This window comes from Raoultibacter massiliensis (assembly GCF_900199545.1).
In the GTDB taxonomy this organism is placed as follows: Bacteria; Actinomycetota; Coriobacteriia; order Coriobacteriales; family Eggerthellaceae; genus Raoultibacter; species Raoultibacter massiliensis.
In genome coordinates this window covers 862,721-889,717 of record NZ_LT962670.1, presented here as the reverse complement: position 1 = coordinate 889,717, position 26,997 = coordinate 862,721, and the positions used below count along the sequence as shown (strand labels likewise).

At 57.9% G+C, this 26,997-nt stretch carries 25 protein-coding genes; 10 read left to right on the top strand and 15 right to left on the bottom strand.

Features of this window, described 5'->3' with window-relative positions:
- Positions 1-26: 26 nt before the first annotated feature.
- The 6 genes from C1719_RS03690 to C1719_RS03665 all read right to left on the bottom strand — a co-directional run bounded on the left by C1719_RS03690 (position 27) and on the right by C1719_RS03665 (position 8,052).
- Entirely contained in the window at positions 27-773 is a 747-nt protein-coding gene (locus C1719_RS03690; RefSeq protein ID WP_102373848.1) for a response regulator transcription factor, read from the bottom strand.
- The gene (locus C1719_RS03685; RefSeq protein ID WP_180963453.1) at positions 766-2,475 is read right to left on the bottom strand and encodes an ATP-binding protein; all 1,710 of its coding nucleotides are present in this window, start codon (positions 2,473-2,475) and stop codon (positions 766-768) included. The genes C1719_RS03690 and C1719_RS03685 overlap by 8 nt, the downstream gene beginning before the upstream one ends.
- A gap of 60 nt (positions 2,476-2,535) precedes the next feature.
- On the bottom strand, positions 2,536-3,201 hold the full coding sequence (locus C1719_RS03680) for a TorD/DmsD family molecular chaperone (protein ID WP_102373846.1): 666 nt from the start codon (positions 3,199-3,201) through the stop codon (positions 2,536-2,538).
- 83 nt (positions 3,202-3,284) lie between these two features.
- Complete coding sequence (locus C1719_RS03675) at positions 3,285-3,902, bottom strand: 4Fe-4S dicluster domain-containing protein (RefSeq protein ID WP_102373845.1); 618 nt, start codon at positions 3,900-3,902, stop codon at positions 3,285-3,287.
- A 3-nt stretch (positions 3,903-3,905) separates the two neighbouring features.
- On the bottom strand, positions 3,906-6,368 hold the full coding sequence (locus C1719_RS03670) for a molybdopterin-containing oxidoreductase family protein (RefSeq protein WP_102373844.1): 2,463 nt from the start codon (positions 6,366-6,368) through the stop codon (positions 3,906-3,908).
- Positions 6,369-6,615: 247 nt separating this feature from the next.
- Entirely contained in the window at positions 6,616-8,052 is a 1,437-nt protein-coding gene (locus tag C1719_RS03665) for a helix-turn-helix transcriptional regulator (RefSeq protein ID WP_180963452.1), read from the bottom strand.
- A 353-nt stretch (positions 8,053-8,405) separates the two neighbouring features.
- Between C1719_RS03665 and C1719_RS03660 the strand changes: the two genes are divergently transcribed.
- The 5 genes from C1719_RS03660 to C1719_RS03640 are packed head-to-tail and all read left to right on the top strand — an operon-like array spanning position 8,406 to position 13,314.
- The gene (locus tag C1719_RS03660; RefSeq protein WP_219717782.1) at positions 8,406-10,304 is read left to right on the top strand and encodes an FAD-dependent oxidoreductase; all 1,899 of its coding nucleotides are present in this window, start codon (positions 8,406-8,408) and stop codon (positions 10,302-10,304) included.
- A gap of 29 nt (positions 10,305-10,333) precedes the next feature.
- Positions 10,334-11,404, top strand: a complete 1,071-nt coding sequence (locus C1719_RS03655) for an FAD:protein FMN transferase (RefSeq protein WP_102373842.1) — start codon at positions 10,334-10,336, stop codon at positions 11,402-11,404.
- 18 nt (positions 11,405-11,422) lie between these two features.
- Positions 11,423-11,890, top strand: a complete 468-nt coding sequence (locus C1719_RS03650; protein ID WP_102373841.1) for a NusG domain II-containing protein — start codon at positions 11,423-11,425, stop codon at positions 11,888-11,890.
- A 26-nt stretch (positions 11,891-11,916) separates the two neighbouring features.
- Positions 11,917-12,492: a Gx transporter family protein gene (locus C1719_RS03645; protein ID WP_102373840.1), complete on the top strand. Its 576-nt coding sequence runs from the start codon at positions 11,917-11,919 to the stop codon at positions 12,490-12,492.
- 9 nt (positions 12,493-12,501) lie between these two features.
- Entirely contained in the window at positions 12,502-13,314 is an 813-nt protein-coding gene (locus C1719_RS03640) for an energy-coupling factor transporter transmembrane component T family protein (RefSeq protein WP_102373839.1), read from the top strand.
- Positions 13,315-13,465: 151 nt separating this feature from the next.
- Here C1719_RS03640 and C1719_RS03635 read toward each other — a convergent pair whose 3' ends face one another.
- Positions 13,466-15,115, bottom strand: coding sequence for an FAD-dependent oxidoreductase (locus C1719_RS03635; RefSeq protein ID WP_281255968.1), 1,650 nt, complete (start codon positions 15,113-15,115; stop codon positions 13,466-13,468).
- Between the two features lie 249 nt (positions 15,116-15,364).
- On the opposite strand from C1719_RS03635, the gene C1719_RS03630 reads away from it, so the two are divergent.
- Positions 15,365-16,828 carry a LuxR family transcriptional regulator gene (locus tag C1719_RS03630; RefSeq protein WP_102373838.1) on the top strand — a complete coding sequence of 488 codons (1,464 nt, stop codon included), beginning with the start codon at positions 15,365-15,367 and terminating at the stop codon, positions 16,826-16,828.
- Between the two features lie 123 nt (positions 16,829-16,951).
- On the opposite strand, the gene C1719_RS03625 is transcribed toward C1719_RS03630, so the two are convergent.
- Positions 16,952-17,404 (bottom strand): GNAT family N-acetyltransferase, encoded by a 453-nt coding sequence (locus tag C1719_RS03625; RefSeq protein ID WP_245874315.1) that lies wholly within the window; start codon positions 17,402-17,404, stop codon positions 16,952-16,954.
- Between the two features lie 93 nt (positions 17,405-17,497).
- On the opposite strand from C1719_RS03625, the gene crcB reads away from it, so the two are divergent.
- Positions 17,498-17,902, top strand: coding sequence for a fluoride efflux transporter CrcB (gene crcB, locus C1719_RS03620; protein WP_102373837.1), 405 nt, complete (start codon positions 17,498-17,500; stop codon positions 17,900-17,902).
- A gap of 86 nt (positions 17,903-17,988) precedes the next feature.
- Here the strand turns inward: crcB and C1719_RS03615 are convergent, their stop codons facing one another.
- From C1719_RS03615 to C1719_RS03600, 4 genes are all read right to left on the bottom strand, one after another.
- On the bottom strand, positions 17,989-18,240 hold the full coding sequence (locus tag C1719_RS03615) for a TfoX/Sxy family protein (protein ID WP_102373836.1): 252 nt from the start codon (positions 18,238-18,240) through the stop codon (positions 17,989-17,991).
- 3 nt (positions 18,241-18,243) lie between these two features.
- A complete protein-coding gene (gene bilS, locus C1719_RS03610) occupies positions 18,244-18,756 on the bottom strand; it encodes a flavodoxin family protein BilS (RefSeq protein WP_102373835.1) in 513 nt (170 codons plus the stop codon).
- Positions 18,757-18,832: 76 nt separating this feature from the next.
- Positions 18,833-19,459 carry an IMPACT family protein gene (locus C1719_RS03605; RefSeq protein ID WP_102373834.1) on the bottom strand — a complete coding sequence of 209 codons (627 nt, stop codon included), beginning with the start codon at positions 19,457-19,459 and terminating at the stop codon, positions 18,833-18,835.
- 19 nt (positions 19,460-19,478) lie between these two features.
- Positions 19,479-19,841, bottom strand: a complete 363-nt coding sequence (locus tag C1719_RS03600; protein ID WP_102373833.1) for an arsenate reductase family protein — start codon at positions 19,839-19,841, stop codon at positions 19,479-19,481.
- Positions 19,842-20,105: 264 nt separating this feature from the next.
- On the opposite strand from C1719_RS03600, the gene C1719_RS03595 reads away from it, so the two are divergent.
- From C1719_RS03595 to C1719_RS03585, 3 genes are all read left to right on the top strand, one after another.
- Positions 20,106-20,888: an EFR1 family ferrodoxin gene (locus tag C1719_RS03595; RefSeq protein ID WP_102373832.1), complete on the top strand. Its 783-nt coding sequence runs from the start codon at positions 20,106-20,108 to the stop codon at positions 20,886-20,888.
- Between the two features lie 9 nt (positions 20,889-20,897).
- Complete coding sequence (gene dtd, locus C1719_RS03590; RefSeq protein ID WP_102373831.1) at positions 20,898-21,344, top strand: D-aminoacyl-tRNA deacylase; 447 nt, start codon at positions 20,898-20,900, stop codon at positions 21,342-21,344.
- A gap of 607 nt (positions 21,345-21,951) precedes the next feature.
- A complete protein-coding gene (locus C1719_RS03585) occupies positions 21,952-23,157 on the top strand; it encodes a helix-turn-helix transcriptional regulator (protein ID WP_180963451.1) in 1,206 nt (401 codons plus the stop codon).
- 35 nt (positions 23,158-23,192) lie between these two features.
- Here C1719_RS03585 and C1719_RS03580 read toward each other — a convergent pair whose 3' ends face one another.
- The 3 genes from C1719_RS03580 to C1719_RS03565 all read right to left on the bottom strand — a co-directional run bounded on the left by C1719_RS03580 (position 23,193) and on the right by C1719_RS03565 (position 26,995).
- The gene (locus C1719_RS03580) at positions 23,193-24,812 is read right to left on the bottom strand and encodes an FAD-dependent oxidoreductase (protein WP_102373829.1); all 1,620 of its coding nucleotides are present in this window, start codon (positions 24,810-24,812) and stop codon (positions 23,193-23,195) included.
- A 605-nt stretch (positions 24,813-25,417) separates the two neighbouring features.
- Positions 25,418-26,638 carry an MFS transporter gene (locus C1719_RS03570; protein WP_102373827.1) on the bottom strand — a complete coding sequence of 407 codons (1,221 nt, stop codon included), beginning with the start codon at positions 26,636-26,638 and terminating at the stop codon, positions 25,418-25,420.
- A gap of 12 nt (positions 26,639-26,650) precedes the next feature.
- Positions 26,651-26,995 carry a 4Fe-4S dicluster domain-containing protein gene (locus C1719_RS03565; RefSeq protein ID WP_102373826.1) on the bottom strand — a complete coding sequence of 115 codons (345 nt, stop codon included), beginning with the start codon at positions 26,993-26,995 and terminating at the stop codon, positions 26,651-26,653.
- Between the last annotated feature and the right edge of the window lie 2 nt (positions 26,996-26,997).

Genomic DNA, 26,997 nt, shown 5'->3' with positions numbered 1-26,997 from the left:
TTCGAACCTGGAAGGAAAAGAGCGGCTCACCGCTGGCTCCCATGCGCCCCGAATTGCCTTTCCCCGTCTTCTCGATGGGGGTCGCTCAGACGATAGCCAACACGCCAAACCGTTGTGAGATACACCGGCTTCGAAGGATCGTCCTCGATTTTCTCCCTGATCCTCCGGATAAACACGGCAACACTCGTTATCTCGCCCACATAATCCTCGCCCCATACATGTTCGATGATCTCCTGAGTCGTAAAAACCTGACCGAGTCTGTTGGCCATCAAAGACAGAATAAGAAACTCTTTCGGGGTAAGATCAACCGGCTCCCCTTCGAGTAATACGCGTTGGCGTTTGAGATGGATCTCCAAGCCGCCAACGTGTATGACCGCCTTTCCACCCCTTGGATGGGAATCGGCATCCCTGCTTCTTCGCAGCAAGGCCTCTATGCGCAACATCAGCTCCTCTTTGACGAAAGGCTTCGTAAGATAGTCGTCGGCACCCGCCTTGAACCCGACGCTTTTGTCGACGATGTCCCCTTTTGCCGAAAGCATAAGTATGGGAGTTCTCTTATCCAAAACCCGAATCTCCGTACATACCTGGAATCCGTTCATTCGCGGCATCATGATATCGAGAATCACGATATCAGGGTGCTGCGCATTGAAAACGTCCAGTGCCTCGATCCCATCGCCAGCCGAGCAGAACTCATAGCCCTCCTCCTCGAGAAGACTCGTGATGCCGCTCACAATCGACTTCTCGTCATCGACGACCAGCACGAGCTCACTCATCAATGCTCCCCCTTTCGCAGCCTTCAGCAACAACGGGAATGGAGAATCCGAACTCGGACCCCACCCCTGGCTCGCTTTTGACGAACACGCTTCCCCCATGCATCTCCACAATTTCCTTAACGACGCTCAGCCCCAGCCCGCTGCCGTTGTATCCCCGAGTTGTCGAATTCTCGATCTGCGTAAACCGCTCGAACACGCGCGGCAGATCTTCGCTTTTTATCCCTATGCCCGAGTCGCGAACTCTTACAATCACCATCTCGCCCTGCTCGTCAAAGGATACCGAAATATCGACTTCTCCTCCCTCATCCGTAAACTTGATAGCATTGGTCAAGAGGTTCTCAAGCACATGACGAAGCCGCTCCCAGTCTCCCATGATTATCGGAACGTTTCGATCGACAGAACTCCTAACGGCAATGTTTTTACGATTCGCCAGGGAGGATACCGAATCGTGCACGTAGTTGACGATATCCATAAGATCGATTTCGTCAACCACAAGGCCTCCATGCCCTGATTGTATGGCCGCCATCTCCAGCGTATCGTTGATCATGTTCAAGAGCACAACCGTATTGCTCTTCAGCTCGCGCAGAGCATCCTTCTCCTTTGCCGACTTCGGTCTCTCATGCTCGAGCACCTCTATAAACGTCAGGATAGCCGTAAGCGGGGTTCTCAATTCGTGGCTCATCACTGCAAGAAAATCGTCTTTGTATTGATTGTCGATAACAAGCTGCTTGTTTGCCTGCTGAAGCAGCTCATTGCTCAACTCCAGCTGCTTACGCTGCTGTTCGAGTATTTTGTTTGCATGCTGGATCTCCTCGGTTTTATCGGCAACTTTCTCCTCCAGACCCGTATATGCCTCCTCGAGCTGCCGAGCCATCGACGCGAATCGCATCGTCAAATCACCGATCTCTCCTTGGGCTCTTATCGAGTCAAGGGAAACATCGAGTTTCCCGTCGCTCATATCGGTCGCCGCCAAAGCGAGTTTTTCGAGAGGCTTGGTCACAACCCGACTGATCACGGCAAACATGGTTACCGCAATCAAGGCAATGAGAATTGCAAAGAAACACACCGTCACAAAAAGCGTCTGCTGCTGATCTTCGATATAGGAGCCAGCTGGAATAATAATGCTGATTGCTCCAGCCAGATCGCCTTCTTTGAGTCCCTCTTTCGGGTAGCCGGTTATATCGAGCTCCCCCTTGGGCTCGCCGTGGCATTGCAGGCAGCTCTTCTTGAGGGGGATCGCGGAAACGTACCTGAAAACCGGCTTTCCTTCATACACCGTCATCTCGTAGTATTCAGTCGTGCCCGACCCATCGGCAAATGCCGCCAGAGCTGCCGACTCAAACTCATCCGGCCTATCAAATTTGTTTCTCACTTCGACGTTTGTATATCGAACCGTATAGTCGCTACCCGCCGAAAAGATCGCCCCGACGCCTTTGCCCACAATCGAGCAGTACAGACCCTTGAATTCGAAGTTGCCCTCTTCGTCATAGTTGATGGTGTCCTGGTTGACATCGAAGAATTGCCATACGGCATCCATTTCTTTCGTAAACGCTTGAGCTTGAGCGAGCAATTGGCTTTCAGCTTGCTGGGAGTGCTGCTGGGAAGAGAAAGCCACGTAGCAGACCAGCGCAACGAGAATAACGCTGAGCAGCACGAGAACGAAAAGCGTACCGATCCGCAGCCTCCTCAACCGTTCCCCCATCGCTTTCCACCTCCATCCGGTCGATCGGCGACTACGCAAAGCGCTGCGCCGCATGCGCCATCATTTTCTCAGCTTGCCCACGTCGACCAATTGACCGAGGACGGCGACCGCTCGGTAAAACGGATGCCGAGCACATGTTGCAAGTGTATCAAAAAAGGGTTTGAACCACCGATCGAGATGAACCGAAACGAAGCCGTCTAAGTGCTCTGCCCAGCTATCTCGCTCGCTTTCGTTCGCTGCAAGCTGCACGCGCTGGCATAGGTAACCCGTGAATTCGCATTCGATACGCATATGATCAGCGGACTCCCGTGTTGCCATGCTGACGCTGGCCGCCTCGTATCTGCTCCGAGCATCGGCCGCCTCTCTCGAGCGAATGAGGATCGCTCCGAACTCGTTCTGGGTTTTATCCGGATCAAGGAAGATCGTCTCCCAAATGGGGATCAAAGCACCTTGAGGCGCCGTGAAAAGACGCGTGTACTCCCTTCTCAAAGTCTCAAGCAAACCGGGAGTTTCCGCTGTTCGAGCCAGCTCTTCGAGCAGTTCTTCGAAATCCTGGCCGTTCTCGTGCGAACCCGCACCGGCGCCGAACAACCCTTGCGCTTCCACGGCGAACGAGCCATCGGCAATCGCTTCGCACATATCCTTATCGGGACAAGTAAGTCCGCGCGCAAGCATGCGAAACAGCATTGCCCGTGATTCCCATCTCCCGCCATTCATGGCATCCATAGCGCCCCAATCGATTCCACCCCGAGAGCAGCGCGCTCTCGGGGCGTCTTTTCCAATACCGTCATATCGCAAAGCAGAGTTCCTTACAGCAGGTAATACACCGAAGGCTCCGCTCCGCTCTCCTCATGGAGTTGCAGGTACTCCCTGCCCGACTCGATGACCTTGCTGACCTCGCTCTCGGGATCGTCGAGATCGCCGAAGATGCGAGCACGCATGCTGCAGGCCCGAACGCAAGCCGGCTCCTTATCGCGCTCTAAAAGATTCGAGCACAACGTGCACTTCTCGGCCTTGCCTGCCTTATGCTCGGGCGCGTCCCATTGACCGAGGGCAACATCTTGGTAGTATTCCGGATCATCCTGCATGACCGTACGGACTTCATAAGGGCATGCCGTCAGGCACGTCCCGCAGCCGATACAAAGCTCCTGGTCAATGAATACGATGCCATCGTCGCCTTTCTGGCTTGCTCCCGTCGGGCACGAGGCCACGCACAGCGGCTTGCGGCAATGCTGGCACGCTTTAGGGAAGAAACGCATGACGTTGTTCGGCCATTCCCCCGAAGCCGTGTCGCGCGTTGCCCCTCCTTCGGTGACGACAGCGTTCCACCACACGCCCTTGGAGAGATTGTTGCTCAACTTGCAGGCGATAGCGCATGCGTTGCACCCGTAGCAGCGATGTGTGTCGATAGCCATTCCGTACTGCATTTGCTATGCCTCCTTATAAACTTCCGCTTGAACGCGAACGTCGAAGTAGCTTGAGTTGTTCGTGAAATCATCGCTATTGAAAGAGGAGCTCATGCTCTGGTAATGTCCCTTTTTGAAGTACTCCTCTGCCCACCCGTGGTACAAAACAGTGACGCCTGGCATTATTCCGCTGTTGAACTTCGCTTTCGCCACAAGTTCAGATCGATCGTTGAATATCCGCATGTAATCGCCGTCGGCGACACCACGCGCCTCAGCATCGACTGGGTTGATGTGGATCTCGGGTTCGGAGATGATCTCATGCAACCACGGGGCATGATGGAACGTCGTCTGCGTTCCGTATTTCGTGTGAGGTGTAAGGAAGATGAGCGGGTATTGCTCCGCGAGAGGACTGCTCTCAAGCACCTCAGCCGTCTCAGCAAAATCAGGCAGGCTGTACTCAAAGGGGTCGATTTCCTGACCATAATCGACATAGGGCTTGGGTCGATCGAGGAAGAAATTAACTCGTCCGTTCTCGGTGCCGAACACACCATTAGCAGCTTCGTTGAAACCATCGGGAATCACCCTGACCGTCTTCTTCTCCTGCAGGTCGGCGTACGTGCAACCCAATTCACGATTGGCATCGCTATCGAGGGCCTGAGCAAGCTGATCCTGATCGCTTCCCTGGAAGAACTCCCCAACACCCATCTTTTCAGCGATTCTCCGCGTAATTTCATAGTCGGATAAACACTCAAACGGAGGATCGACCGCCTTTTCCGCAATGCGAAAATATGGCAGATTCGCGCCGGAGTTCATCACGTCATCGCGCTCCCACCAGTGAGAAACCGGCAAGAGCAAATCTGCGTACTTGCAGGTATCCGTCATGCGCACTTCGGCGACGGCCACAAAGTCAAGTTCTTGGAGGGCTTTTTCAATGGCGTTTCGATCGGCACCGCTTCCAACGATATTCCCCGCATACGTGATAAGCCCCCTCAACGGCACGTCTTTTTCTCCGAGTTTGCCTGTTTCGACGACTTCGAGGATCTTGTTATCGGGAATAGAGATCCCAGGCGTTCCCGTCTTCGCAAAATCGGGGTTTGTCGGGCCCGAGGCATACATAGCGTATATTCCACAGCCTGGCTTCCCCATGTTTCCAGAAATCATTATCAACGCATCAAGAGCCAACGCCGTCTGCGGTGAATTCTTATAATGGGCATGCCCGTTATCTTTTTGAATCATCGTGCGCTTTGTCGAAATCACCTCAGCAAGTTCCTTTACAGCCTCAGGGGCAACCGAGGTAATCCGTTCGCAAACATCGAGAGGATACGATGCGGCCCTTTCCTTCAAAAGATCGAGCGTCGTGCGTACCTTCCGCCCTTCTACCTCGAATTCTCCGCTCATAGCCATATTCTGGGGGTTTTCGACTTCGGTTATCGGCTTCGCGGAATTGCTCGAGACATCCCAAACGTACACGCGGTCAGGTTCGCCATCCTCGATCTCTATACCCAAATCGCTCTCGCGCAAGCACGTCCAATCTTCTTTGACGAGATAGGGAGCGCATGTCTTGCTTTGGAGAAACTCCGAATCTTCCCACCCGTTTTCGAATATGACGTTCATGATGGATAGGGCCAAAGCTCCGTCGGTACCGGGCTTGATTGTTATATGCTTGTCGCTTCTCAACGCCGTAATCGTTGATTGGGGATCAATCGTGTAAAAGAGAGCGCCCTTGCCTTCTCGTGCATCGTGAGCGCATCGCCAAGCCGGCCATTTTGTTTCGGCGATGTTTGCACCCCAGAAAACAAACGCCTCCGCCTCGCGAAGCGAATCGGGAGCGATTGTATTAACGGCGCTGTTGAGCGTCATAGTGTAAATCGTAGCCATATCGGCTCCCGTAACAACCATATCCGCACCGAGGGCATGCTGAAGCCGGCCCCACGTGCCAAATCCGTTGCCGCTCAGAAACGCAGACGAGCCGTATACATGCCAGAGACCCATTCCCGTTGGGCCGACCTCGTCAATGACCGCCTTCCATTTTTCAACGATAAGGTCGATTGCCTCATCCCATGAGATTTGCTCCCACTCGGGCACTTCCTCCGTTTTGGCATTGACTCTTTTCATCGGATATTTCAGCCTATCGGCATCGTAGATTCGCTGAATATTGAGCAATCCGCGATTACATCCGCCACGATGAATGTCTTCTGGATCATCATCATACGAATGAGGTTCGGCATTGACTATATAGCCGTCCCGCACCGTAACGTCCCATGCGCAGCTTCTGCCGCAGTTTCCATGGCAGCTGTTAAGGTAAACCTGCTCTTCGGGCGCCTGCGGCTGTGTTGTCGCGCCCTCGCCCTCGGTTGATTTCGGAGCGCATCCCGTTGCCGCCGTTGCCGCAACCAGTGCGCCGGCAAATGCCGCTCCCTTAACGAAACCACGGCGCGTCAACGCCGTGCCGCTCTGGGACCTGCGAGTCTCCATATCGTCTATCATGTTCTCCCCTTTCAGATCTTCGCACACCCAGCATATGCAGAACCGCAAGCTGATTCCATTCTGAAAGATTAATGCGGGGTTGAGATTTCGAAACAGCTCTTTCTATTTGTTAATCCTTGGCGATGGTCGGCAATGAACGCGAGGTTCAAGGGCGGCAGAGCGGGTAAGGGAGCATCCAGACCCAAACAAAAGAACCTGGAGAGAAAAACCGATCGAAGGGCAGTGCTCGACACCCCCTGGTCAAACCCTACCCCCGTACTTCGGTCTGCTCCACACGGTCGACAAGCTCTTGCTTGCTGTGCACGTCAAGCTTCGCGTAAAGGTGCTTCACATGGCCGCGCACCGTGTTCTCGGAAATGAAGAACGCCTCGGCGATGTAGGTTTTGCTGCGTCCACGCGCCATGAGCTCGAGGATCTCGTGCTCGCGCGGCGTGAGCTTGAGCTTTTGGGCGAGCGCCGTGCAGCGAAGCGAAAGCATGTCGGCGGCCTTCTCCTCGTTGAGCGCCTGCTGCTGAGCACCGAACCGCTTCGCCGACGTATCCTCATCGCCCTCGTCGTTCAGCTCGGTGAAGATGAGGCTCTTGCCCGCCGACGATTCGTCGAAGAAGAACAGCGTAACGATGACGAGCAGCCATACGATGGCCGCCATGACCATCGACGCATCGGGAGTGACGGCCTGCAGCGACTCGCCGAGGATATCTCCCACCGCAAAGGGCAGGGTGTACGCAAGCCATCCCGCCGCGAACACCGTGATGGCCCGATACGAGCTATGGCGCGCGATGTCGGCGAGCGCGAGAAACAAGATGATGATGACAAACGTCTGGGCAACGCCCACGAACGTGAAGAGATAGCCGCCCATCACATCTTCGAGATACGGCGCGAATATGAGCGCCGTAGCCATAAGCACGAGCACGAGATTCCATATGCGACCGAACGACAACCCCCTTTTGAGGGCGACGACCCATGCGAGCAGCGCCAAGGCAACGATTATCTCGCCCGCATGCTTGGCGACGATAGCCACCGCGCCGGTTGACGCCAGCTGCGCGAGCGGCGTCGATTGGATGACCCCTACCGTAAAGCTGTAGACGGCGATGCCGAACCCGACGCGCCAAAGCGAAGTCACCGTGCGGCTGTTGTAGTAGCGATACGCCTCGGGAGCCGGACGCACCGAAGCAGTCGAGCGATAGAGCGTCGCATACGCGATGGCGGGCATGCACACGAGCACGATCGTCGCGGGAACAGGCGGCAGAAGATCCACCACGGTCTTCGCGAGAGAGCCGAGCGCCATCGTCAGAAGCACCAGCGGAGCCGCGTAATGTATGTCGAGCTGGGAGTAAAACTCCGCCCAGCGCGCATACGTCCACCCCACGCCGACTCCTCCGAGAACAGCCCCCGCAAACGTGGTCAATGCGCCGGAAAGAGGCAACGGAAACGCCAGGAAAAACGCCGAGCCCATCATGAAGGCGGCCGATGCCGCATCAATACGCCGCTTTGCGCTTTCGGGAAGCGGCCGTGTGCGATCGGCAAGCACCATGGCAACCAAAGACACGGACAACACGAGGTACATCACCGTCATGAGCGGCATGCCGTCAGTGGGAAGGGCGCGGTGCGTGGAGCAGTAGATCCATATATGGATGCACATCAAGCCGAGGTTGCACGGCTGAATCGTCTTGAAGAACCGCATGAAGCTCCCGCCTCGCCGCAAAAAACAACATGTCCGATTGTACCATTTCCCCCGCACTATCGATGCCGCCACGGCGAACCGCGCATTGCAGCGCTGCGAAAAACCGCGCTGCGGCAAATGCCGCGAAACGGCTTCGACGCAGCGCTTGCGGCAGGCTGCAAACAACCGAGCGAACCGCCGGCAATACGCCTCGACGTGCAATAAGACCCGTTTCGGGTGGCATGAAAACCGCATTCGACCCGTTTGGGGCTCTTATCGAAGCCAGCCGCGCTCCATACGATGGGCGTGCGGTTAATACAGCCGCAGAGAATAAGAAGAACCAAGCACAAAAGAAGAACCTACAAGGAGGTACGATGAAAACCGAACAGGGAACGGCGCATATGCCGAAGCCGATCGGGGGCGCCAAAAAAGCAACCCTCGCACGCGTCTTCGCTCTTGCGCTCAGCATGATGCTGGTATTCTCGGGGCTGATTGCATGCAGCCCGAACAATAGCGGCACCGAAGGGTCGGGTTCGTCCGCACAGACGCAATACACCCCCGGAACCTACACAGGCACCGGCACGGGCAACGGCGGGGATATCACCGTCGAGGTGACGTTCAGCGAAGACGCCATCACCGACATCAAGGTTGTATCGCAATCCGAAACCGAGACCGTTGCCGCAGAAGCGCTTGAAACCATTCCGGCAGCCGTCATCGAGTACCAGAGCCTCGGCGTCGACACGATGTCCGGCGCCACCATGTCGAGCCTCGGCCTCATGGCCGCCATCACCGACTGCGTCGAGCAGGCGGGCGGCAATGCAAGCCAGCTCAAGAAGGTGCCTGCGCAGGAAAAATCGACCGAGACCGTCGAGAAGCAGGCTGACGCCATCGTCGTCGGCGGCGGCGGAGCGGGCATGGCCGCAGCCATCCGCTTGCAGGAGCTCGGCAAGAACGTCATCCTCGTGGAAAAAACCTATCGCCTCGGCGGTTCGATTTCCGTGAGCGGCGGCAACCAGGTCGTCACGGGAAGCAAGCTTCAAGCCGAAGCGGGCGTCACCGACGACAGTGCCGAATCCATGGTCGAAGACTTCCAGAAGAACGGAGAGGACATCTGCGTTCCCGAGCTGATCGAGCTCTACGCGAACAACGTCGGCGAAACCACCGACTGGGTGAACGAATCCTGCGGAGTCGAGTACAACATGGAAGGCGGCCTGCACGACCTGGCAGAGTACTCGCACAACCGCGAACTCGCCTACGCGGGCGGCGGAGCAGGTGCCACCGAATCGCTGCGCCAAGCCGTGAAAGATTCCGGAGCCGAAGTGCTGCTCGACACGACCGCCGAAAGCCTCATCGAGGAAAACGGCGCCGTGATCGGCGTGAACGCAGTCGGCAAAGACGGCACCACCTACACCCTCAAAGCCGATTCGGTCGTGCTCGCCACGGGCGGTTACGGCAACAGCGACGAATATCTGACCGAAGAGCTCCAGAACTCGCTGTACTACGGCCTCATGGGATCGACCGGCGACGGTCTGACCATGGCGACCGCCGCGGGCATCGATGCCGACACGCGCCTCATGGAGTACGCGAAGCAGTACCCCAACGGCGCCGAGGTATCTCCCGGCCGCGCCAAGTCGACGATCGACGGCAACCTGCTCGTATGGCCGATGAGCACGATCCTCGTGAACGCCGAGGGCGAGCGCGTCGTGAACGAGAAGGCCTCCAACCACGAGATCCTCGAAGTCGAGCTCGAGCAGACCGATTCGATGCTCTACCTCTTGATGGATCAGGAGAACTTCGACGCGTGGAGTACCAAGCTCAAGGACACCGGCTTCAACACGCAGGCCGTCGAGGGATACCTCGAGGCAAACGGATCCACCACCCCCATCTTCGCGCACGGCGACACGATCGAGGAGCTCGCAGGCGTGCTCGGCATGGATCCGGCAACGCTGCAGGCGACGGTCGACGATTACAACGCCGGCGTCGATGCGGGAACCGACGAGTTCGGGCGCTCGGGCGACTACCTGAAAATGAAGATCGGCGAAGGCCCCTACTACCTGGTCGAGCAGAAACCCCGCTACGCAACCACCATGGGCGGGCTTGTGGTCAACGATTCGCTGCAGGTCATGAACAAGAGCGGCGAGCCCATCAAGGGCCTGTACGCTTCGGGCGAAGTCGTCGGCGGCGTCATGGGATCGAACTCCCCCTCTGGCGCGAACAACGGCTGGGCATTGACTTCCGGCAAGCTTGCCGCCGAAGCCATCGCAGAGCAATAGGATCCATTCGAGTAAGCTGAGGTGCAGACATGCTGACCCGCAGACACTTCATCTCGCTTGCCACCCTTTCCCTCCTTGGGGCGAGTCTCGCACCAGCGCTTGGCGGCTGCACATCCGCAGCTGCCAGCGCCGCGGGGCTCGAACCCCGAAGCGGCGAAGGCGCTGCAGGCGGCGCGGCAACGGACAACGGCCCTGCCACTCTTTCGGCATTCCTGTTCGACACGCTGATCACCATCGAGGCGACGTGCCCCGAAAGCGTGCTCGAGCAAGTCGAGAAGCGCCTCGTCTACTTCGAAAACATCTTTTCGAAAACCGTACCCGGAAGCGACGTCGACACCATCAACAACGCAATGGGAGTCCCCGTCGAAATCCACCCCGAAACAGCCGACGTCATCGCGCAGTCAATCCGCTACAGCGAGGAGTCGAACGGATTGTTCGACATCACCATCGGGGGCGTCGTTTCGCTCTGGGACTTCAAAGAGGGAATCGCGCCGAACCGAGAAGACCTCGATCGAGCGCTCTCCCACGTCGACTATCGCACCATCCGACTCGATGGCACGACGGTGCAGCTGCTCGATCCCGCAGCGAGCATCGATCTGGGAGGAATAGCGAAGGGCTACATCGCCGATGACATCGCGAGCCTGCTGAGAGAGAACGGCTGCGAAAGCGCGCTTATCAACCTCGGCGGCAACACCTACGCACTCGGCGCAAGACCCGACGGCTCGCCGTGGCAGGTCGGTTTGCAGGATCCCAACGAGGCGCGCGGCACGGCATTCGCCGCCGCACCCGTTATCGATAAATCAGTGGTGGCAAGCGGTATCAACGAGCGGTCCTTCGAAAGCGCCGGGCGCATCTACCACCACCTGCTCGACCCTGCAACCGGCATGCCCGCCGACAACGGGCTCGCGAGCGTCACCGTCGTAAGCGATTCGTCGCTTGACGGCGATGCGTGCACGACGACCGCTTTTCTGCTCGGCGCGAGCGCGGGCATGCAGTTCGTTGAAAACCACGCAGGACTCGAAGCGCTTTTCATCGCCGTCGACGGCTCGTCCATCGCATCATCGGGAATGAAAACCGAACCGCTTCGCACGAAAGAATAGTCTGAAAGAGGAAACGCCATGTCGATCGTCAACACGAACGCCGCACCGCAGACAACAGCCGGGCATCGGGAGGCAACCCCCGCGCCTCAGCCGTCCGGCAATCCTCGGAAGAAGGGCACGCGGAGCGCCCTGCTGCTCGTAGCCGGCTTGCTGCTCGCAGCGTTTGCAGCATGGGGGTGCATGCAGTTCGCCTTCGCATCCGATGCCGACGATCGGGTGGCCGTCATAACCGACGGCAAAGGGGAAACGCAGCGAATCCCCCTCAGCCAAGACGGCATGTACACAATCGAAACCGAGCTCGGGCAGAACATCGTCGAAGTTGCCAACGGCCAAGCGAGCATGGCCTCGGCCGATTGTCCCGGCCACGATTGCATCGACCAGGGTGCGATCAGCGGTTCCGGCGAAATCATCGTCTGCCTTCCCCATAAGCTCATCGTGAGCATCGAGGGCGGCGAATCGGCCGCCGTCGACAGCATGGCAAGCTAGCGACAGCGCAGCGGAAAGGAATCCCCATGAGCCAGAAAACGAAACACCTCGCCTACATCGCCCTGTTCGCAGCGCTCACTTTAGTGCTCGGATACCTCGAGGCGACGATCCCCGTCCCCGTGACGATCCCCGGCGTAAAGCTCGGCTTGGCGAACATCGCCGTGCTCATAGCTCTGTATCTGATGGGCCCCCGCTGGGCGCTCGCAGTCATGCTCCTCAAGGTTGCGGTTACCTCGCTGATCATCGGCGCTCCCTCGATGGCCCTCTACAGTCTGGCGGGAAGCTCGCTGGCCTATCTCGGAATGTACGCCGCGTGGAGTTTCGGCAGGCTTTCGCTCGTTGCGGTAAGCGTCATCGCCGCGCTGCTCCACAACGTCGGCCAAATCTGCGCCGCCATCGCGATCATGCAAACGCCCGCTTTGCTCGTCAATCTTCCCGTCATGATCATCGCCGCCTGCATTACCGGCGTTGCAACCGGCGCCGTCGCACTCGGCGTGCTCAAGGCCCTGTCTCCGCTGAAGAGCACTGCCGCCCAGGGCGGTCACGCTGACGATCGGCTCGCACAAAGGCACGCAGCCGCCATTGCGGCAAAGCGATCTTAAGGCTTTGCCATGGCCGCAGCCTTCAGTCTAGGACAGTACGTTTCAAAGGCGAGCATCGTCCACCGTCTGGACGCGCGTGCGAAGATAGTCCTCGTCGTCGCGTATGCGGTTGCCCTCTTCCTTGCAGCAGGGTGGCTCGGCGTTGGCGTTTGCGGGGCGCTTCTTGTCGCAGGATACGGCGCTGCGCGCATACCGTTCGGACTTGCTCTGCGGGGGCTTAAGCCGATCCTGTACATTCTGGCTTTCACCATCGTAGTCAACTCTTTCACGTTTTCTGCAAACGACGCCTCCGATGCAAGCGGGGGAACCATCGCATTGATCGGATCGTTCGGCATCAGCGCGCACGGTGCGGCAACCGGGCTTTTCTTCGCGCTGCGCATCGCGCTCTTCGTTGCAGCAACATCGCTTCTCACCTACACGAGCACGCTCGTCGACATCGTCGATGCGATCCGCTCGCTTGCAAGCCCGCTCGCCCGCTTCAATGCACCCGTCGAAGACATCGCAATAGTCTGCGCCCTCACGCTGAGGTTCGTTCCCTCGACCGTCGAAGAGGCCGAACGCGTAACGAAAGCACAGCAAGCGCGCGGCCTGCGCCTCGACGAGGGGGGTCTCGTCAAACGGGCGAAAGCCTGGATTCCCGTTATCGTTCCGCTGTTCATCAGCCTTTTTCGCCGAGCCGAAACGCTCGCTTGCGCCATGGACGCGCGTTGCTACGCCGGCGGCGCACGCACCCACCTTCGGTCCACGCGCATCAGGCGCGCCGATTCCGTTGCCGCATCGCTCGGCGTCGTGCTGCTCGCATGCGTGGCGATGTTCCTTTAAGGCTACGCACCGCCCGTCAACCGGCCTCCGGTGAAAAAACGAGATCCGGAAGCGAGAGACAAGCCGTGCCCGCCGTGACCGCAAACGGCATCGGAGGCGTCGTGTTTCAGCGCCCCCGATGCGGCAAATCTAGAACGATCCTGCGAGGCAGTTAGCTTCTTGGCTCGGCCTGCGCGAGCGCCTTCCCGGCCAAACGACCGAACACGATGCATTCCGTCCATCCGCAGCCGCCGTTTCGTTCGGTGCCGTGAACTCCGCCCATCGCTTCGCCCGCCGCGTAAAACCGAGGAATCGGCTCCCCGCGGCGATCGATTACCTGGGCGTTTTCATCGGTGCATACGCCGCCGCACGTATGCTGCCGATAATACGTCCGCGGGACGGCATAGTACGGCGGTGTTTCGATCTTCCATTTCAAGAACTTGCTCTCTTGGCCGAAATCGTCATCGATCCCAGAATCTACGAACCCGTTGAACCGGTCGATGGTTTCCTGAAGCTTGTCGACCGAAACCCCGACGGTTTTCGCGAGATCGTCCAACGTGTCGCATTGAACGACGGAGCCCTCTTTGAATGCTTTTTCGAGCGCTTCCTGCTCGACCTCGTTCGCCTCGATGGCAGACGAATCAGAAATCGACCACCAGTCGATAAACCCGAGTTCGTACAACTCCGTCAAACGGGCGCTGCGGTACGCCTGCGAATCTGTAACTTCTTTCCAGAATCGGTTGCCGTCCGGATCGATGTCGATGTAGGTGCCCTGCTTTTCGAGAAGAAGCTCGCAACCATAGTTGATGCCCGAGCGCGCCATGCGGATCTGGATGAAATCCATGTTCATCGTGTCGGCGCCGATATCGACCGCGCAGATAAGGGAGTCGCCCGTGACGCTGTCGACGCCGGTATTGCGCCCGTCCACGCTCAGTCGCGAGTCGTACTTCGCGCACATCTCCGCATTCGCAGAGTACCCGCCCGATGCGAGAACGACACCGCGCTTCGCCTCGATGTTTTTCCCTCCGACGACAACGCCGATGACGTCGCCGGCCAAAACGCCTTCACGTAATATCTCGGTAACCTCCGAATTGGTTCTGATGGTTATGTTCGGATGGCTATCCGCCGCGTCGCTCATCGCGGCGATGTTGGCGCCTCCCTCGGTCATCTCCTTGTATACGCTGCCCTTGTGGTGTCGCCCCTTGGTCATCGCGCCGATCCACTGGCCGTCGGCGAATCTCATGTTGTATATGCTATGGAAGTACATGCCCTGCGGGTTCTCGGGAAGCGCGATGGGCTTCTCGTAGGTGCCGACCTTGTTGAACTCGATGCCCAAGGACGTAAGCCATTCGTATCCCTCGAGGGCGTTGTCCGCGAACACCCGCGTGAGCTTAGGATCGGAGCGGTACTCGCCCAGCTTACGTTTCTCGTTGTAATAGAGGTCAGGTGAATCTCCCTTGAAGGCCTCGTCCGTTTCGCCCTGTTTGAGCTGTAGCGGCGTTCCCGGAGCGCCGTAATTTCCGCCCGACACCGCCGAATTTCCGCCGACCTGTCCGGCCTTTTCGAAAACGACGATGCTCGCATCCGCATCCGCCTCCGCAGCCGTCAAGGCAGCCGCGAAGCCCGCAGCACCGGCCCCTATGACGACGATGTCGTAGGATTCGTCCCACGTAACATCCGAAGAGCCCCCTTTGGCTTCGCCCCCTGCGGGCTCACCGTTCGCGCATGACGACAGCGCAGCCGCGCCGGCAAGCGACGCGGCACCAACGGCGACCCCTTTCATAAACTTACGCCTTGTCAGATCGGTAGAAGATCCACCCATTTTCAACTCCTCCATCCTTTATCGGTAACGCTCGCGATACCTGGCTTTTGCAGCACGGATACCGCGACGCCATTGAACAACCGCCAAGCCAGAAACGCCATCGGCCAAGCCATCGGAGCTTTCCAATCGGCCATCGGATTTATTTCGGATGATGGGGTTTCGGCAAAACGGATGAGGTGTGGATGATGGCGTAAATTGCGCCACGGTATATAATCAGCCTCGTACGATTGGATCGGGAAGAGGGTGCGGATGCGATTAGACAGGTCAACGGCTCTGGCGCTGCTCTTCTTGGCGCTGGGGCTGACCGCCGCGGGCGTTTGGTCGAACGTCGTCGGATACAGCGTCAACCTTTTGCCGGCCGATGCACTCGATGCTCCTGCGCATTCTTTCAATCGGAACGCTTTTCTGTGGGGAAGGATGATCTCCTGCGCCCTGATCATACTGTTCGCAAGGCGCATTCCCCCGATCCAGGCCACCCTCATCGTTGCCGTGTCGCTGACGATGAGCACGGCTACCGGAGCGATCGTTTTGTCCTATCATCAAACCCTTCTCGACATGGATCTGTTCGCATCTATCGGAATATTCGTATCGAGCTGCGGCTACATCTTCATCGTGTCCATTTTCTACATCTATTTCGCGCAGAAGGCAAAGACCGAACATGCCGTCGCATGCATAGCCGTCAGCCTGGTCCTCGAAACGGTCCTTTCGGTCATTGTCAGCCTTTTCCTACCGCCTGCCGCACAGGCCTGCATCGTTTGGCTCGCACCGCTGGCAGCCGCTCTCTTCTACTTTCTCGCCACGCGTTTCCCCATATTGTACAACCCCGAAATCGAGCCTAAGGCCAAAGCCCAGGGGTTCGAAAAGAACATGCTTGTTGCCGAAGTAATCCTCTTCACCGTCGTGATGGTGCTCATCCGAGCTCTGAGCAATACCGGCATATGGGGCAAATCGAGGACGAACTACATCGGAATGATGGAGCTCTCAGTCGGGGAGCTGGTCGCCATCGCACTCGCCGTTTTCGCCATGGCGTACCTCGTGTTCATCCTTCCGCGCAAGAGGCTCACGTTGTTCTATCGGTGCATCATCAGCCTGGTGGTAATGGTCGCCGGGCTTCAGATCCTCGCTCTCACCAGCGACCTCCAGTTCCGGTACTCGTTCGATACGGTAACCACAGCCATCGAGCTGTTCTCCCATCTGGCCAAATGGATGATCGTCATCGAATGCATACGCCAGACGGACATACCGCCTTTCAGGGTCGCAAGCATGTCGGGGCCGATCTACGCCATCTTCTCCCTCGCATGGATCAACTGCTTTGAAACGCTGGAGTTCGTGACGAGCACATTTGTGATGGTGGTCGTTTACGGGCTGTTCATCACGGTTGTGGTCCTACTGCTTTTGCGCGAGAAGGTGGCTAAAGACGCTTTGGCACAGGGGCGCCGAGGCGACAGGCTGGTAAGCGCTTCCGGCGAGGAGATAAGCGCGTTCGAAGATCGATGGGGGCTATCGGCCAGGGAATCCCAGATTTTCGAATCGCTTCTCCTGGGAAAGAGGCGAAAGGCGATCGAAGACGAATACGGGCTTTCGGAAGGAACCGTGAAAACGCATATCACCAACATCTACCGAAAGCTCGACGTTCATTCAAAAAAGGAGATGGCCGACCTTTTCGAACGGGAAACGGATTCCGCACAGAACCTCGTACCCCCGTCGAACTAGCCGAAGTCAAGCGTTAGCTGCAAGTAAAGATTTTCTCGAGCCGGCACCCCACCATCGCCTCCAAGGGAAAGACAATAGCGACAGGCATCCCGAACATGGGCAGCGCACCTGCACGATGCTCCCTTAACGCTTCAGCTCCATGTGCAGAAGGGGGAACGGCCTGCCCTGATCGTCGAAGTCCGAGCGATCCACCACCGCAAACCCCTTGTGTTCGTAAAAGTCGCGGGCGCGAGGGTTCTGCTCGTTCACATCAAGTCCGCGGGCGCCGAGAGCCTCTACCGCGTAATCGAGGAGCAGCCCACCGACCCCCTGCCCAAACGATGCAGGCGAAACGAACAGCATTTCCACTTTACCGTCTTCAACGCCCAAAAACCCTTCGGGCGCACCGCCTTCGCCAAGCGCAACGGCGAGCGCGCGCACGCCCCGAAGAGCCTGTGAAACCTGCGGGCGAAGCTCAACGATATCGCTTTCCGAAAGAAACAGATGGGTCGGGCGAACCGATGCCTCCCAAAGCTGGACGAGCGCGCCGATCATAGCTTCCGTACGGGCTTCTTCTGCGAGGAGCGCAATTTTCACGATTGCCCCTTTCGGTGAAACGATGCAACGCATCGACATGGCGTACAATACCTTTGCTGCATCTATCGTACACCACGAAAGAAAGCCGATACCATGTTTCTCAATATATTGGCCGTCGCCGCAGGCGGTGCCATCGGGGCTGTTGGCCGATACCTGATCGCGCTGGCAGCCCAAGCCGCCATACCTGCCGAACACGCTCTTGCGGGCTTCCCCATCGCAACGATTTTCGTCAACGTCGTCGGCTGCTTCGCCATCGGCTTCGCCTCGCATTTCTTCATGCAGAACGAATTTCCCGGCAGCGGCGCTTGGAAGCTCTTCTGCATAACGGGAACGCTCGGAGGCTTCACCACGTTTTCTACGTTCAGCCTCGAAAGCATCGATCTGCTGCAATCGGGCGCAACCGGACTCGGCGTCGTGTACATCGGACTGAGCCTCGCGCTCTGTCTTATCGGCGTAGTGGCGGGCCGTTTCTTGGCCCAGCTTATTTGGGGGAGATAGCCCGCAGGTCGGCCGGGAATATCTGCGCTGCCGGCTTCGATGCAGAGAAAGCCCCGCTGCGCCAATGGCCAACCGCGTGAAAACCATTACTTCTCGGCGTCGAAAAACGCCTTGAGTTCGGCTTTTCGCTCAGGGTCGATGTCCTTCTTTGGAATGCCCTGTACTGCTCCCTCGAGCGCGTACAGCATGTGCAGACACGCGCCTGGATCGATGGCCTTTACCCGCAGCCACGCCTGTTCGGCGCCCAGATCGATCAACGCCTCGGCCGAATCGATGCCGGCCTCGGTCAGCTGCTGTTCCGCATGGGCTCCCACGTTGGGAAGTTCGCTCGGCCTCACGGCTCACCGCACCCTTTCTATTGCCCGCTTGAGTTCAGCGAGATCCCCTTCGTCCGGATGGCTGCTCGCGCGGTCGAAATTCTCGATGAGGAACCGCGCCTTCGCTTCTTCGTTCGGATTCGACAGCGTCGCTTCGTAGCGCTCGCGCACGCTTGGAGGCATTTTGCCCTGGCACATGAACGCTCCGATAACGCGGGCGCTCTTGGGCACGTTTTCTTTCACGCGAGCCAAGATACCGTCGAAATAATCCTGGCTTTCGCCGAACCCCGCAGTGCCGAACAGGAAAATCTCCTTACCCGCAAGGCCCTGGAGGAATTCGGCAACCGCATCGGGGCAAGTTCCCCGATTGGTCCAAAAGCCGACGTAGGCGCGTTTGGCTTCAACCACGTCGTGCTGCGCGATCATCATGGTCGAACCGAAGTTCACGCATTCATCGGCAGGCAGAACTTCGCGCACAGCCTGCGCAAGTTTTTGCGTGTTGCCCGTGGTGCTGGCAAAGGTGATGAGATACTTCATGGCTTCATCCTTTCGCCGCCATCATAGCAGTGTTGCCCGCGTGGAGAAACGGGCTTTCCAAATCGTAACCCGATGCTCAGAACACCGCATCGAACGGCTCGGTTGTCTGCACGCGGATCTGGCCGCGCGACAGCTCGGAAAAGCCCTCTTCAAGAGGCCCCTGCGTTTTGTCAAGCATGCGGAATACCAAGGCGACCTCTTCGGCGAAATCGCTGCGCCGCACCTTCGCGCCACAGGATTCGGCAAGACGCAGCGCCTGATCGTAGAGGGAATACGGCAGCGTCACCTGCACATCGACGCACCGCGATACGGTAACGATCGCCGCCTTTTGAATGGCCGCCTGCGCCGAGGCCGTGTACGCCCGAACGAGACCGCCCGTGCCAAGCAGGATGCCCCCGAAATAGCGCGTCGTCACGATAATCGCATCGGTAAGCCCGGCGTGCCGGATAGCGTCAAGCGTCGGCAAGCCGGCGGTTTTCTGGGGCTCACCGTCATCGGAATAGCGAACCCGCCCGCTTTCCCGCAAAACGTAGGCGTACACGTTGTGCCGCGCCATGCGGTTGGCGGCCCTCACCTCGTCGATGAAAGCGAGTGCCTCCTCTTCGGTTTCAACGTGAGCGATAGAAGAGATGAAGCGGCTCTTCTTTTCGACGATTTCCGCCGAGGCCCTACCCTCGACGGTTATGTATGCTTGCTCGGTCATACCGCTTTCTAAACACCGTCTACAGGAGGAGCTTTTCCCAATCGGGCTCGCGAAAGCCCGTCAGGACGAACCCATCGCCAACGATGATCGGACGCTTCACGAGCATGCCGTTCGTCGCCAGAAGATCGTATGCCTCGCTATCGGCCATACCTGCGTCAAGTTTGGCTTTGATATTCTGCTCGCGGTAGATCATGCCGCTTGTATTGAAGAACCTCCTGATGGGAAGCCCGCTCATCACATGCCATTCTTCGAGCTCTGCCGCTTGGGGGTTGTCGATCACGATATCGCGCTCGACGTAGGCAATGCCATGATCGTCGAGCCACTTCTTCGCCTTACGGCTCGTCGAGCATTTGGGATACCAGATAAATGTGACATCGGCCATACGGGCCTCCTTTCGCGTTTCGCCCTATGATAGCAAAGACGCTCCTTGAGGCGGAGTCCGGGCGCCCGCAGTTTCACTGCCTGCGCAAAGGTTGCACACCCGCAGCCGTCCGCCCGCGAATGAGGTTGCGTGCCCGCAAAGGCCATCTTGCGCATGATGCGGGGCGATCGATCCCCTTACGCGTTATCAACAAGTGCCTTGATCGGCACATATCCGCAAACCGTTTGCGTATACTGGATGCCAGTAACCAACCAGGAGGCTACCATGATCTTCTACTTCACCGGCACGGGCAACTCGCTCGCAACGGCGCAGATCCTCGGCGACGAAACCAACGATACGATCGTCGATATCGGCACTGCATACAAATACAAGCAGTTCGATTTCACGATGATCCAGGGGCAAAACCTCGGATTCGTGTTCCCCGTATACGCATGGACCACGCCCCCGATCATCGATGCCTTCCTGAAAAAAGCACGCTTCACCGGCCGGGACGGAAAACCCTTCATGCCCGGATACTGTTACGTCGTGCTCACCTGCGGCGCGTTCGTCGGCAACGCCGCCGGATTCTTCGCCGACGAGCTGCGGCGAACGCAAGGCATCAACGTCGATGCATCGTTCAGCGTGAAATCGGTTGGCAACTGCACCTATCTATACGCACCCGCCGAAGGCAGGAAGCGCGAACGAATCCTCGAAGACGCCCTCGCGAAATCGTACCGTATTGCCGAAGACGTGAAGAAACGCGCCGACGTGCACAAGGAAGCGCGCAACCCCCTCGGGCTGATCTTGTCGAAGTTTACCGAAAGCGAGGAAAAACCGCGCTCGACAGCGGAGTTCTACACGCTTGAAACCTGCATCGGCTGCGGGCGGTGCGCAGACAACTGCCCGACGAACACCATCACCATCATCGACGGAAGACCGCGCTGGGCGGAACTGGGCTGCACGCAGTGCCTTGGGTGCTTGCACCGTTGCCCCTTCCATTCCATTCAGTACGGCAAGAAAACCGAGGCGCGCGGACGTTACGTGAACCCCGTGCTGGCCAGACAGTAGGGAGCCGCCGTGAGAGCACTCATCCAGAGGGTTTCGCAAGCTCAGGTGGATATCGGCGGCGAAACGGTCGGCTCGATCGGCAAGGGGCTCGTCATCCTGCTCGGCGTCGCACACGATGACGGAAAAGCGCAAGCCGACAAGCTTTGGACGAAGATATCGAAGCTGCGCATATTCGAGGACGAGAACGGCAAGACCAACCTCTCCCTTTCCGATGTGCACGGCGAGGTTCTCGTCGTATCTCAATTCACGCTCTTCGCGAACTGCAAGAAGGGCAACCGTCCCTCGTTTACCGAAGCGGGCGCCCCCGATGAGGCCAACCGCCTGTACGGGTACTTCGTCGACCTGGCACGCAGGGATGTGCCCTACGTCGCTACAGGCGTATTCGCCGCCATGATGGATGTGAAGCTCGTGAACGAAGGCCCGTTCACGCTCTGGCTCGACACCGATACGCTGTAGGCACGGGAAAACAGGCGCCTTCCGCCCTGAACGTAAATCTGCGCCGCGCAGCGCGGATGCCGTCCACGTCGAAGACCCTTCCCTAGACGCCAGCAAGACTGTGGTACAATCAGGCGGCCACGGCCGCCCGCCTGAGCAAGCGAACGTCGCCGGCATGAGCATCAAGATGCGCTGTGCCGCCAGAGTCGATCTCCGCACAGGACGAGCCGCTGGACAGAAGCCAAGCCCAGCAATCTTACGCCCCCTCCTTCGAGCGAAAAATCTGCGAGAATCGTTGGAGATGCGGTGACAATACGCTATCGGAATCCTGAGATCTTCTGGGACGATTCAGGGGGAGGTGGTTGCAATCGAAAAGGGAAAGTCCCGTATATTGAAAATCACGGCAATCGCGTTTGGATTCAGCCTATACTGGGCGTGGATTAACATATTCGCTTTTAGCGATGCTCTATACCAATCGTCTTCGGACTCGAACCTGCTCAGTCAGTACGGAGGCATCGCATTCATGGTCGGAAACGCTGCGGCAATGCTCGTTTCGGCAAATGCTCCAGCTTCGTTCTTTCCGTTTTCGAGGCATCGCCTTTTTGGTCCAGCAATTTTTACAGTATTCGTGATCGCCCTTCTTTTCAGCTCCTTCGCCGACGCCCAAACCAGTTCTGGAATCCTCGTCTGTATTTCGGGCGCATTCTGCGCAGGTATCGGAAGCGCATCGTTGCTGCTTCTCTGGGGCGAATCGCTCGGCACATTGGGCGCGAAAAAAGCGGGGTTGGCAATTACGTCGTCTTTTATCGTGGGAATTGCCCTTTACGGGCTCATCCTTCTCATTCCGTCGCCCATCAAAGGGGTCAGCGTAGCCGTACTGCTCGGCGCATCCCTCTTTCTTGCTCGCAAAATGGGCATGTCCGCCCCAGCTCTTGTCGAGCCCGTCAACGACAATGACAATCGGAAGTACGGCAATTGGAAGATCGAGATCCCCCTTCCATGGAAACTCGTCCTCGGTGGCTTCGTGTACGGCATCCTCGGAAGCCTCGTTAGAAATGCAACCTCGTTCACCGATACCGCCGCATTTCAACAAAGCAACGATGCCGCAATTGCAGCGCGCCTCTTGATTTGCGCGCTGCTCCTTCTGGGCTTGCTGGTTTTCGGGAAAAACCTCGACCGAGGCTTTACGTACCGCCCCACTATCCCAATCATCGCCCTCGGCTGCCTTATCATTCCGTTTCTCGATGCTTCACACGCCCCGATTGTCGCCGCCGTTGCTCATAGCGGCTACGTGTATTATCTCCTGTTCAGCCTTGTCGCCTATTCCGACATTATGTTTCGGTCAGGACAGCCCGCGCGCAAGGTGTTCGGCTGGGGCCGTTTTGCGGACTCGGCGGGTTTTCTGGTCGGAGCCGGCGCGTCGATATTCCTTGGAGCGGGCATAACCGAACAGGGTTATTTCTATATGGCGGTTTCTGCGCTGGGAATTCTCCTGATCACACTCGTTCCCGTCCTGATTCTGACAGACGGGAACGTCGTGGAAGTTGACTACGCGAGATCGATTCCGCAAGCAAACGGTGAGGAGTCATCGAAAGACGGCCAAGCGACGTTCGATTCGCGCTGTGACGAAGTGGCGGATCGTTACGGACTCACCGCTAGAGAACGAGAGGTATTCGGATATTTGGCGCAAGGCAGGAGTCTTCCGTTTATCGAGAAGGCAATTTTCATAAGCCATAATACTGCAAAAACCCACGTGCAGAACATCTATCGGAAGACCCTGGTTCATTCGAGGCAAGAGCTGATTGACCTCGTCCAGGGGAAGAAAGACATATAGCGTTCCTTCCCCTGGGATACATGCCGAAGAAAAGGTTATTCGACACCTGACTGAGTCATATGGTTGGCGGCGGCGAAGCCCATGATGAATCCGGATCCTATGGTCGCGCCAGCACCCGGGTACGCACCACCGAAAACAGAACCGGAAGCGTTGCCCACGGCATAAAGACCGGAGATAGGGCTCCCACCCTGATCGAGCACCTGACCGTTGCCGTCGATCTCCAGGCCGCCGTTTGTACCGATAGATCCGGGCATAAGACGCATCGCATAAAATGGAGGTTCGCTAATCGGAGCGAGGCAGCTGTTGACGATGTCGTCTCGCTTCATATCGCCAGAAACAGCTGAAAGGTCGTAAACACTCGTCCCACGGCACCACGTTGGATCAACGCCCTCAACCGCATTGGAGTTGAAAGCGGAAAGAGTCGCCGCAAAGCCTACGCGATCGATGCCGGCTTGGTCGCAAAGATCCTCAACCGTGTCTGCCACCAGCGCGCCTTCCGGAATCTTGCCTACCTCATAATTCGATCCAGGAAAAGGATATCTCTGCGCGTACGAAGAGTCGCAAATAAAGAAAGCGGGAATGTTTCGATAATCGTTCCTACCGGTATCCCAAACCTCGAATGACCTGTTGAAAATCGGGTAAGCCGATGATTCGTTGCCGAAACGCTCCCCGTATCGATTGACGACGATCGTTCCAGGCTTACCACGATAGCTGCCCCAGTCCACTTCGTAGGATTCCGACGCTTCGTCGAGCAAGGTGCTCGGGCATCCCCAGATAGACCCCATATTCGCAAGGCTGGCTCCAATAGAAGCACCCATGCGCTGACCGTCGCCGGTGTTCGTCTGAACGGCCATGGAGTAGGAAAACGGAGCGGGAAGGAACGCAGACTTCATATCCTCGCTGAAGTCAAAGCCCCCCGTGCCGACAACCACGCCCTTGTTCGCCTTGATGGCCTTGATAGAGCTCTTCGATTCTATCTTAACGCCAACGACCGCCCCGCTTCCGTCGGTAACTAGCTCGGTGGCGGGGGCTCCGGTCCTGAACTCAACCCCGAGTTCCTCGCATTTCTGCTGGAGCATCGGCCAAACAACGGCATGCTTGATGTGCTTGCCATCTTGCGAAAAGCCAACAGAGCGACCCTCCCCTAACTGCCCGTCGATGTTGAAATAATCAGGCTTCGCGTACAAATCAAGTGTAAAAGTGTAGCCGAATTCGTTGGAAAGCATGTCATACATCGCAAGACCGTTGTCGAAATACGATTCAATAACGGCGTCGTCGTATTTTCCGCCCCACGCATCGGCGCATGCTTTCGCATAGGCGACGGCATCTTCGCGTTTGTCTTCGATTCCCTTTTCCTTCTCGAGCGGATTGCAAGGAAGCCAGAAGGCCCCCGCAAGAATGGAGGTGCCGCCGATTGCGCTGCCCTTCTCGACGACAAGCACCTTTGCTTCGTTTCGAGCTGCAGTAAGCGCCGCCATGATAGCCGTGCCAGAGCCTAAAACCACAACATCATACTCTTCATCCCACTCGATTGCATCCGACGCCTCCGACGGAGCGCTTTGGCACCCCGCGACCCCCATGATGGCGGCTGTTCCCCCCACCAGCGCTGCTCCCTTAAGGAAAGATCTTCTGTCCATATTGGTTTTCTCACTCATCGCTACCCCTTCTTTGTCTATTTTGCCCAAAGGCCCACCGAGCTTATCGGCGGGAGCAGGATGAGGATGGCCCAGGAAGGCAGGCTCGGCATCAGCTGAAAGGGGTGAGGGGGCACGAAAAGCGCAGGCGAATGAGGTGAAATTCCCACGCTCCACGCCGCACTCTCCCGACCCAGCCGAAGAATGCCTCGGGGCACTTCGTGAAAGCGCTCGAATGGGCAAGCCCGATGCGTCCCTTATCACCTTCGCTTTTCACGGTACGCAACGCCCGCACGTTTTCCCGTCGCCGCAGCCGACACGCCCGCACGCGGCGGAAACACGTAGCCGCAGAATGCGCACTCGAGAACGCCTTGCTCGTTTTCCTTCCAACATTCGGGGCAGGTTTGCTGGGTGAACTTCGGCCTACATTTGCCGCAACCCTTACAGGGATAGCACACGGAAAACCTCCTATCGTCGCCGCAGACATTGCGCTGCGGCGGCATATGGAAAGCGGGCGGGCCTTCCAAGGAGGCCCGCCCGCCAACAACAGATCGCATGACGCCCCACACTTGCGAGACGCCGCGCGGAACACGCGAGCGAACGGCTCCGCGCGCGATACCGGCGAGTTACTTCGCCAGCTCCATCTTCTTGCGATACAGGCTGCGCCAGGCAAACGAGATGCCAAGCGCCACCACGGAAACACCGCCCATGACCATTGCCGCCATCATGAACGACGAGGCATCGAGCACCATGCCGACGACCGTCGGGATCACGAGCGTGCCCATGTTCTGTCCGAGCACGATGACGGCGTTCGCAGAGCCCACGGTATCCTTCGAGCGAGCCGTCATGGGCGCCACCGCAAAGAACGCAGTGGGAGCGGCGCCAAGCACGCAGCCGATGAAGAAGGCGATCACATAGGTCGCCTCGAGAGGAAGATCGATGCTGAACCAGATGAACAGGCCGATAGCCGCAAGCACGATGTTCACGATCAGCACGAGCCCCTTGTCCTTCGCCTTGGCAAAGACAAAGCCCATGATAACCGCCCCGACGAGCAAGCCGATCGAAGCGATGAACGAGCAGAGATTCGCGGCACCGTAATCGTAGCCCAGCTCAACGTTCAAATACGTGATCGTAAAGCTGTTGAACGCATCGGTTGCACCGCCCACCAAAAAGAACATGAGGGCCGCCAGGATGGGAAGCGGAGCGAGGTAGCCCCACAGGACGCCGTGCTTCGCGTCTTTTTCCGCTTTCGACCCGTCATCGAGGAAGAGGTCCTGCCGATCCTCATCTGCGGGCATTCCAACGCAGATCGCAACCATGAGCAGCGCAAGGACGGCGCCGATAAGGGCGAAGACCCACATGCCGGACCAGTCGGAAACGGCCAGGATGGGATTTGCCGCACCGGTGCAGATAAGCATGCCGACGCCGACGTTGGCGCCCCATACGCCGTAGGCCAACCCGCGTTTGGCGGGTGCATACCATGCGGAGATGATGACGGGACCGCCCGTCATGACGGCGCCGTATCCGAAGCCCTCCATCACGCGCGACACGAGCAAACCCGCATCGCTCGTCCAAAACAAGCTCAAAACGTTGCCGACGATCGAAACGACGAGCGCGATGCTGACGATCTTGCGCGCGCCGAAACGATCGATAAGCGTGCCGCCGATGAGCCCCATGGCAATGGCCGCAACGGAAAACGCGGTCATCAGAAGGCCCTGCATCGTATAGGACAGGCCGAGAACCTCGATCATGGACGGCTGCGAAGGCGGCACTTTGCCGTATTCGAAGCTGATGAGAATGCTGGCGATGATTATCGCCCACACGGGAATCCAGGCGTGCTTCTTCATGTGGCGGCTCCTTTAGTTGGTCTTGGTTGGGCAAAAAATGCTCTGCTTGGGCTTTTCCGCAAGCTTCTGCGCGAGCTCGTCAACGGGTCCGTATTCGATGCACTTCGCCTGGCAGTGGTGCACGCATGTCGGAGTCTTGCCCTTCGAAACGCGGTCAGCGCACAGATCGCACTGATCGGTCGGTACGGGCAGGTATGTGTACTGCCACGTCTTGGGAGCATACTCCCAAGGACCCACCTCGACAAGCTTTATCCCCCATTGATCCACCGGGAGCCCGTGCTCCATCTGGCACGCGACTTCGCACGTATGGCAACCGGTGCACCACTGGTAGTCGATAAGCAAACCGTATGCATTCATGG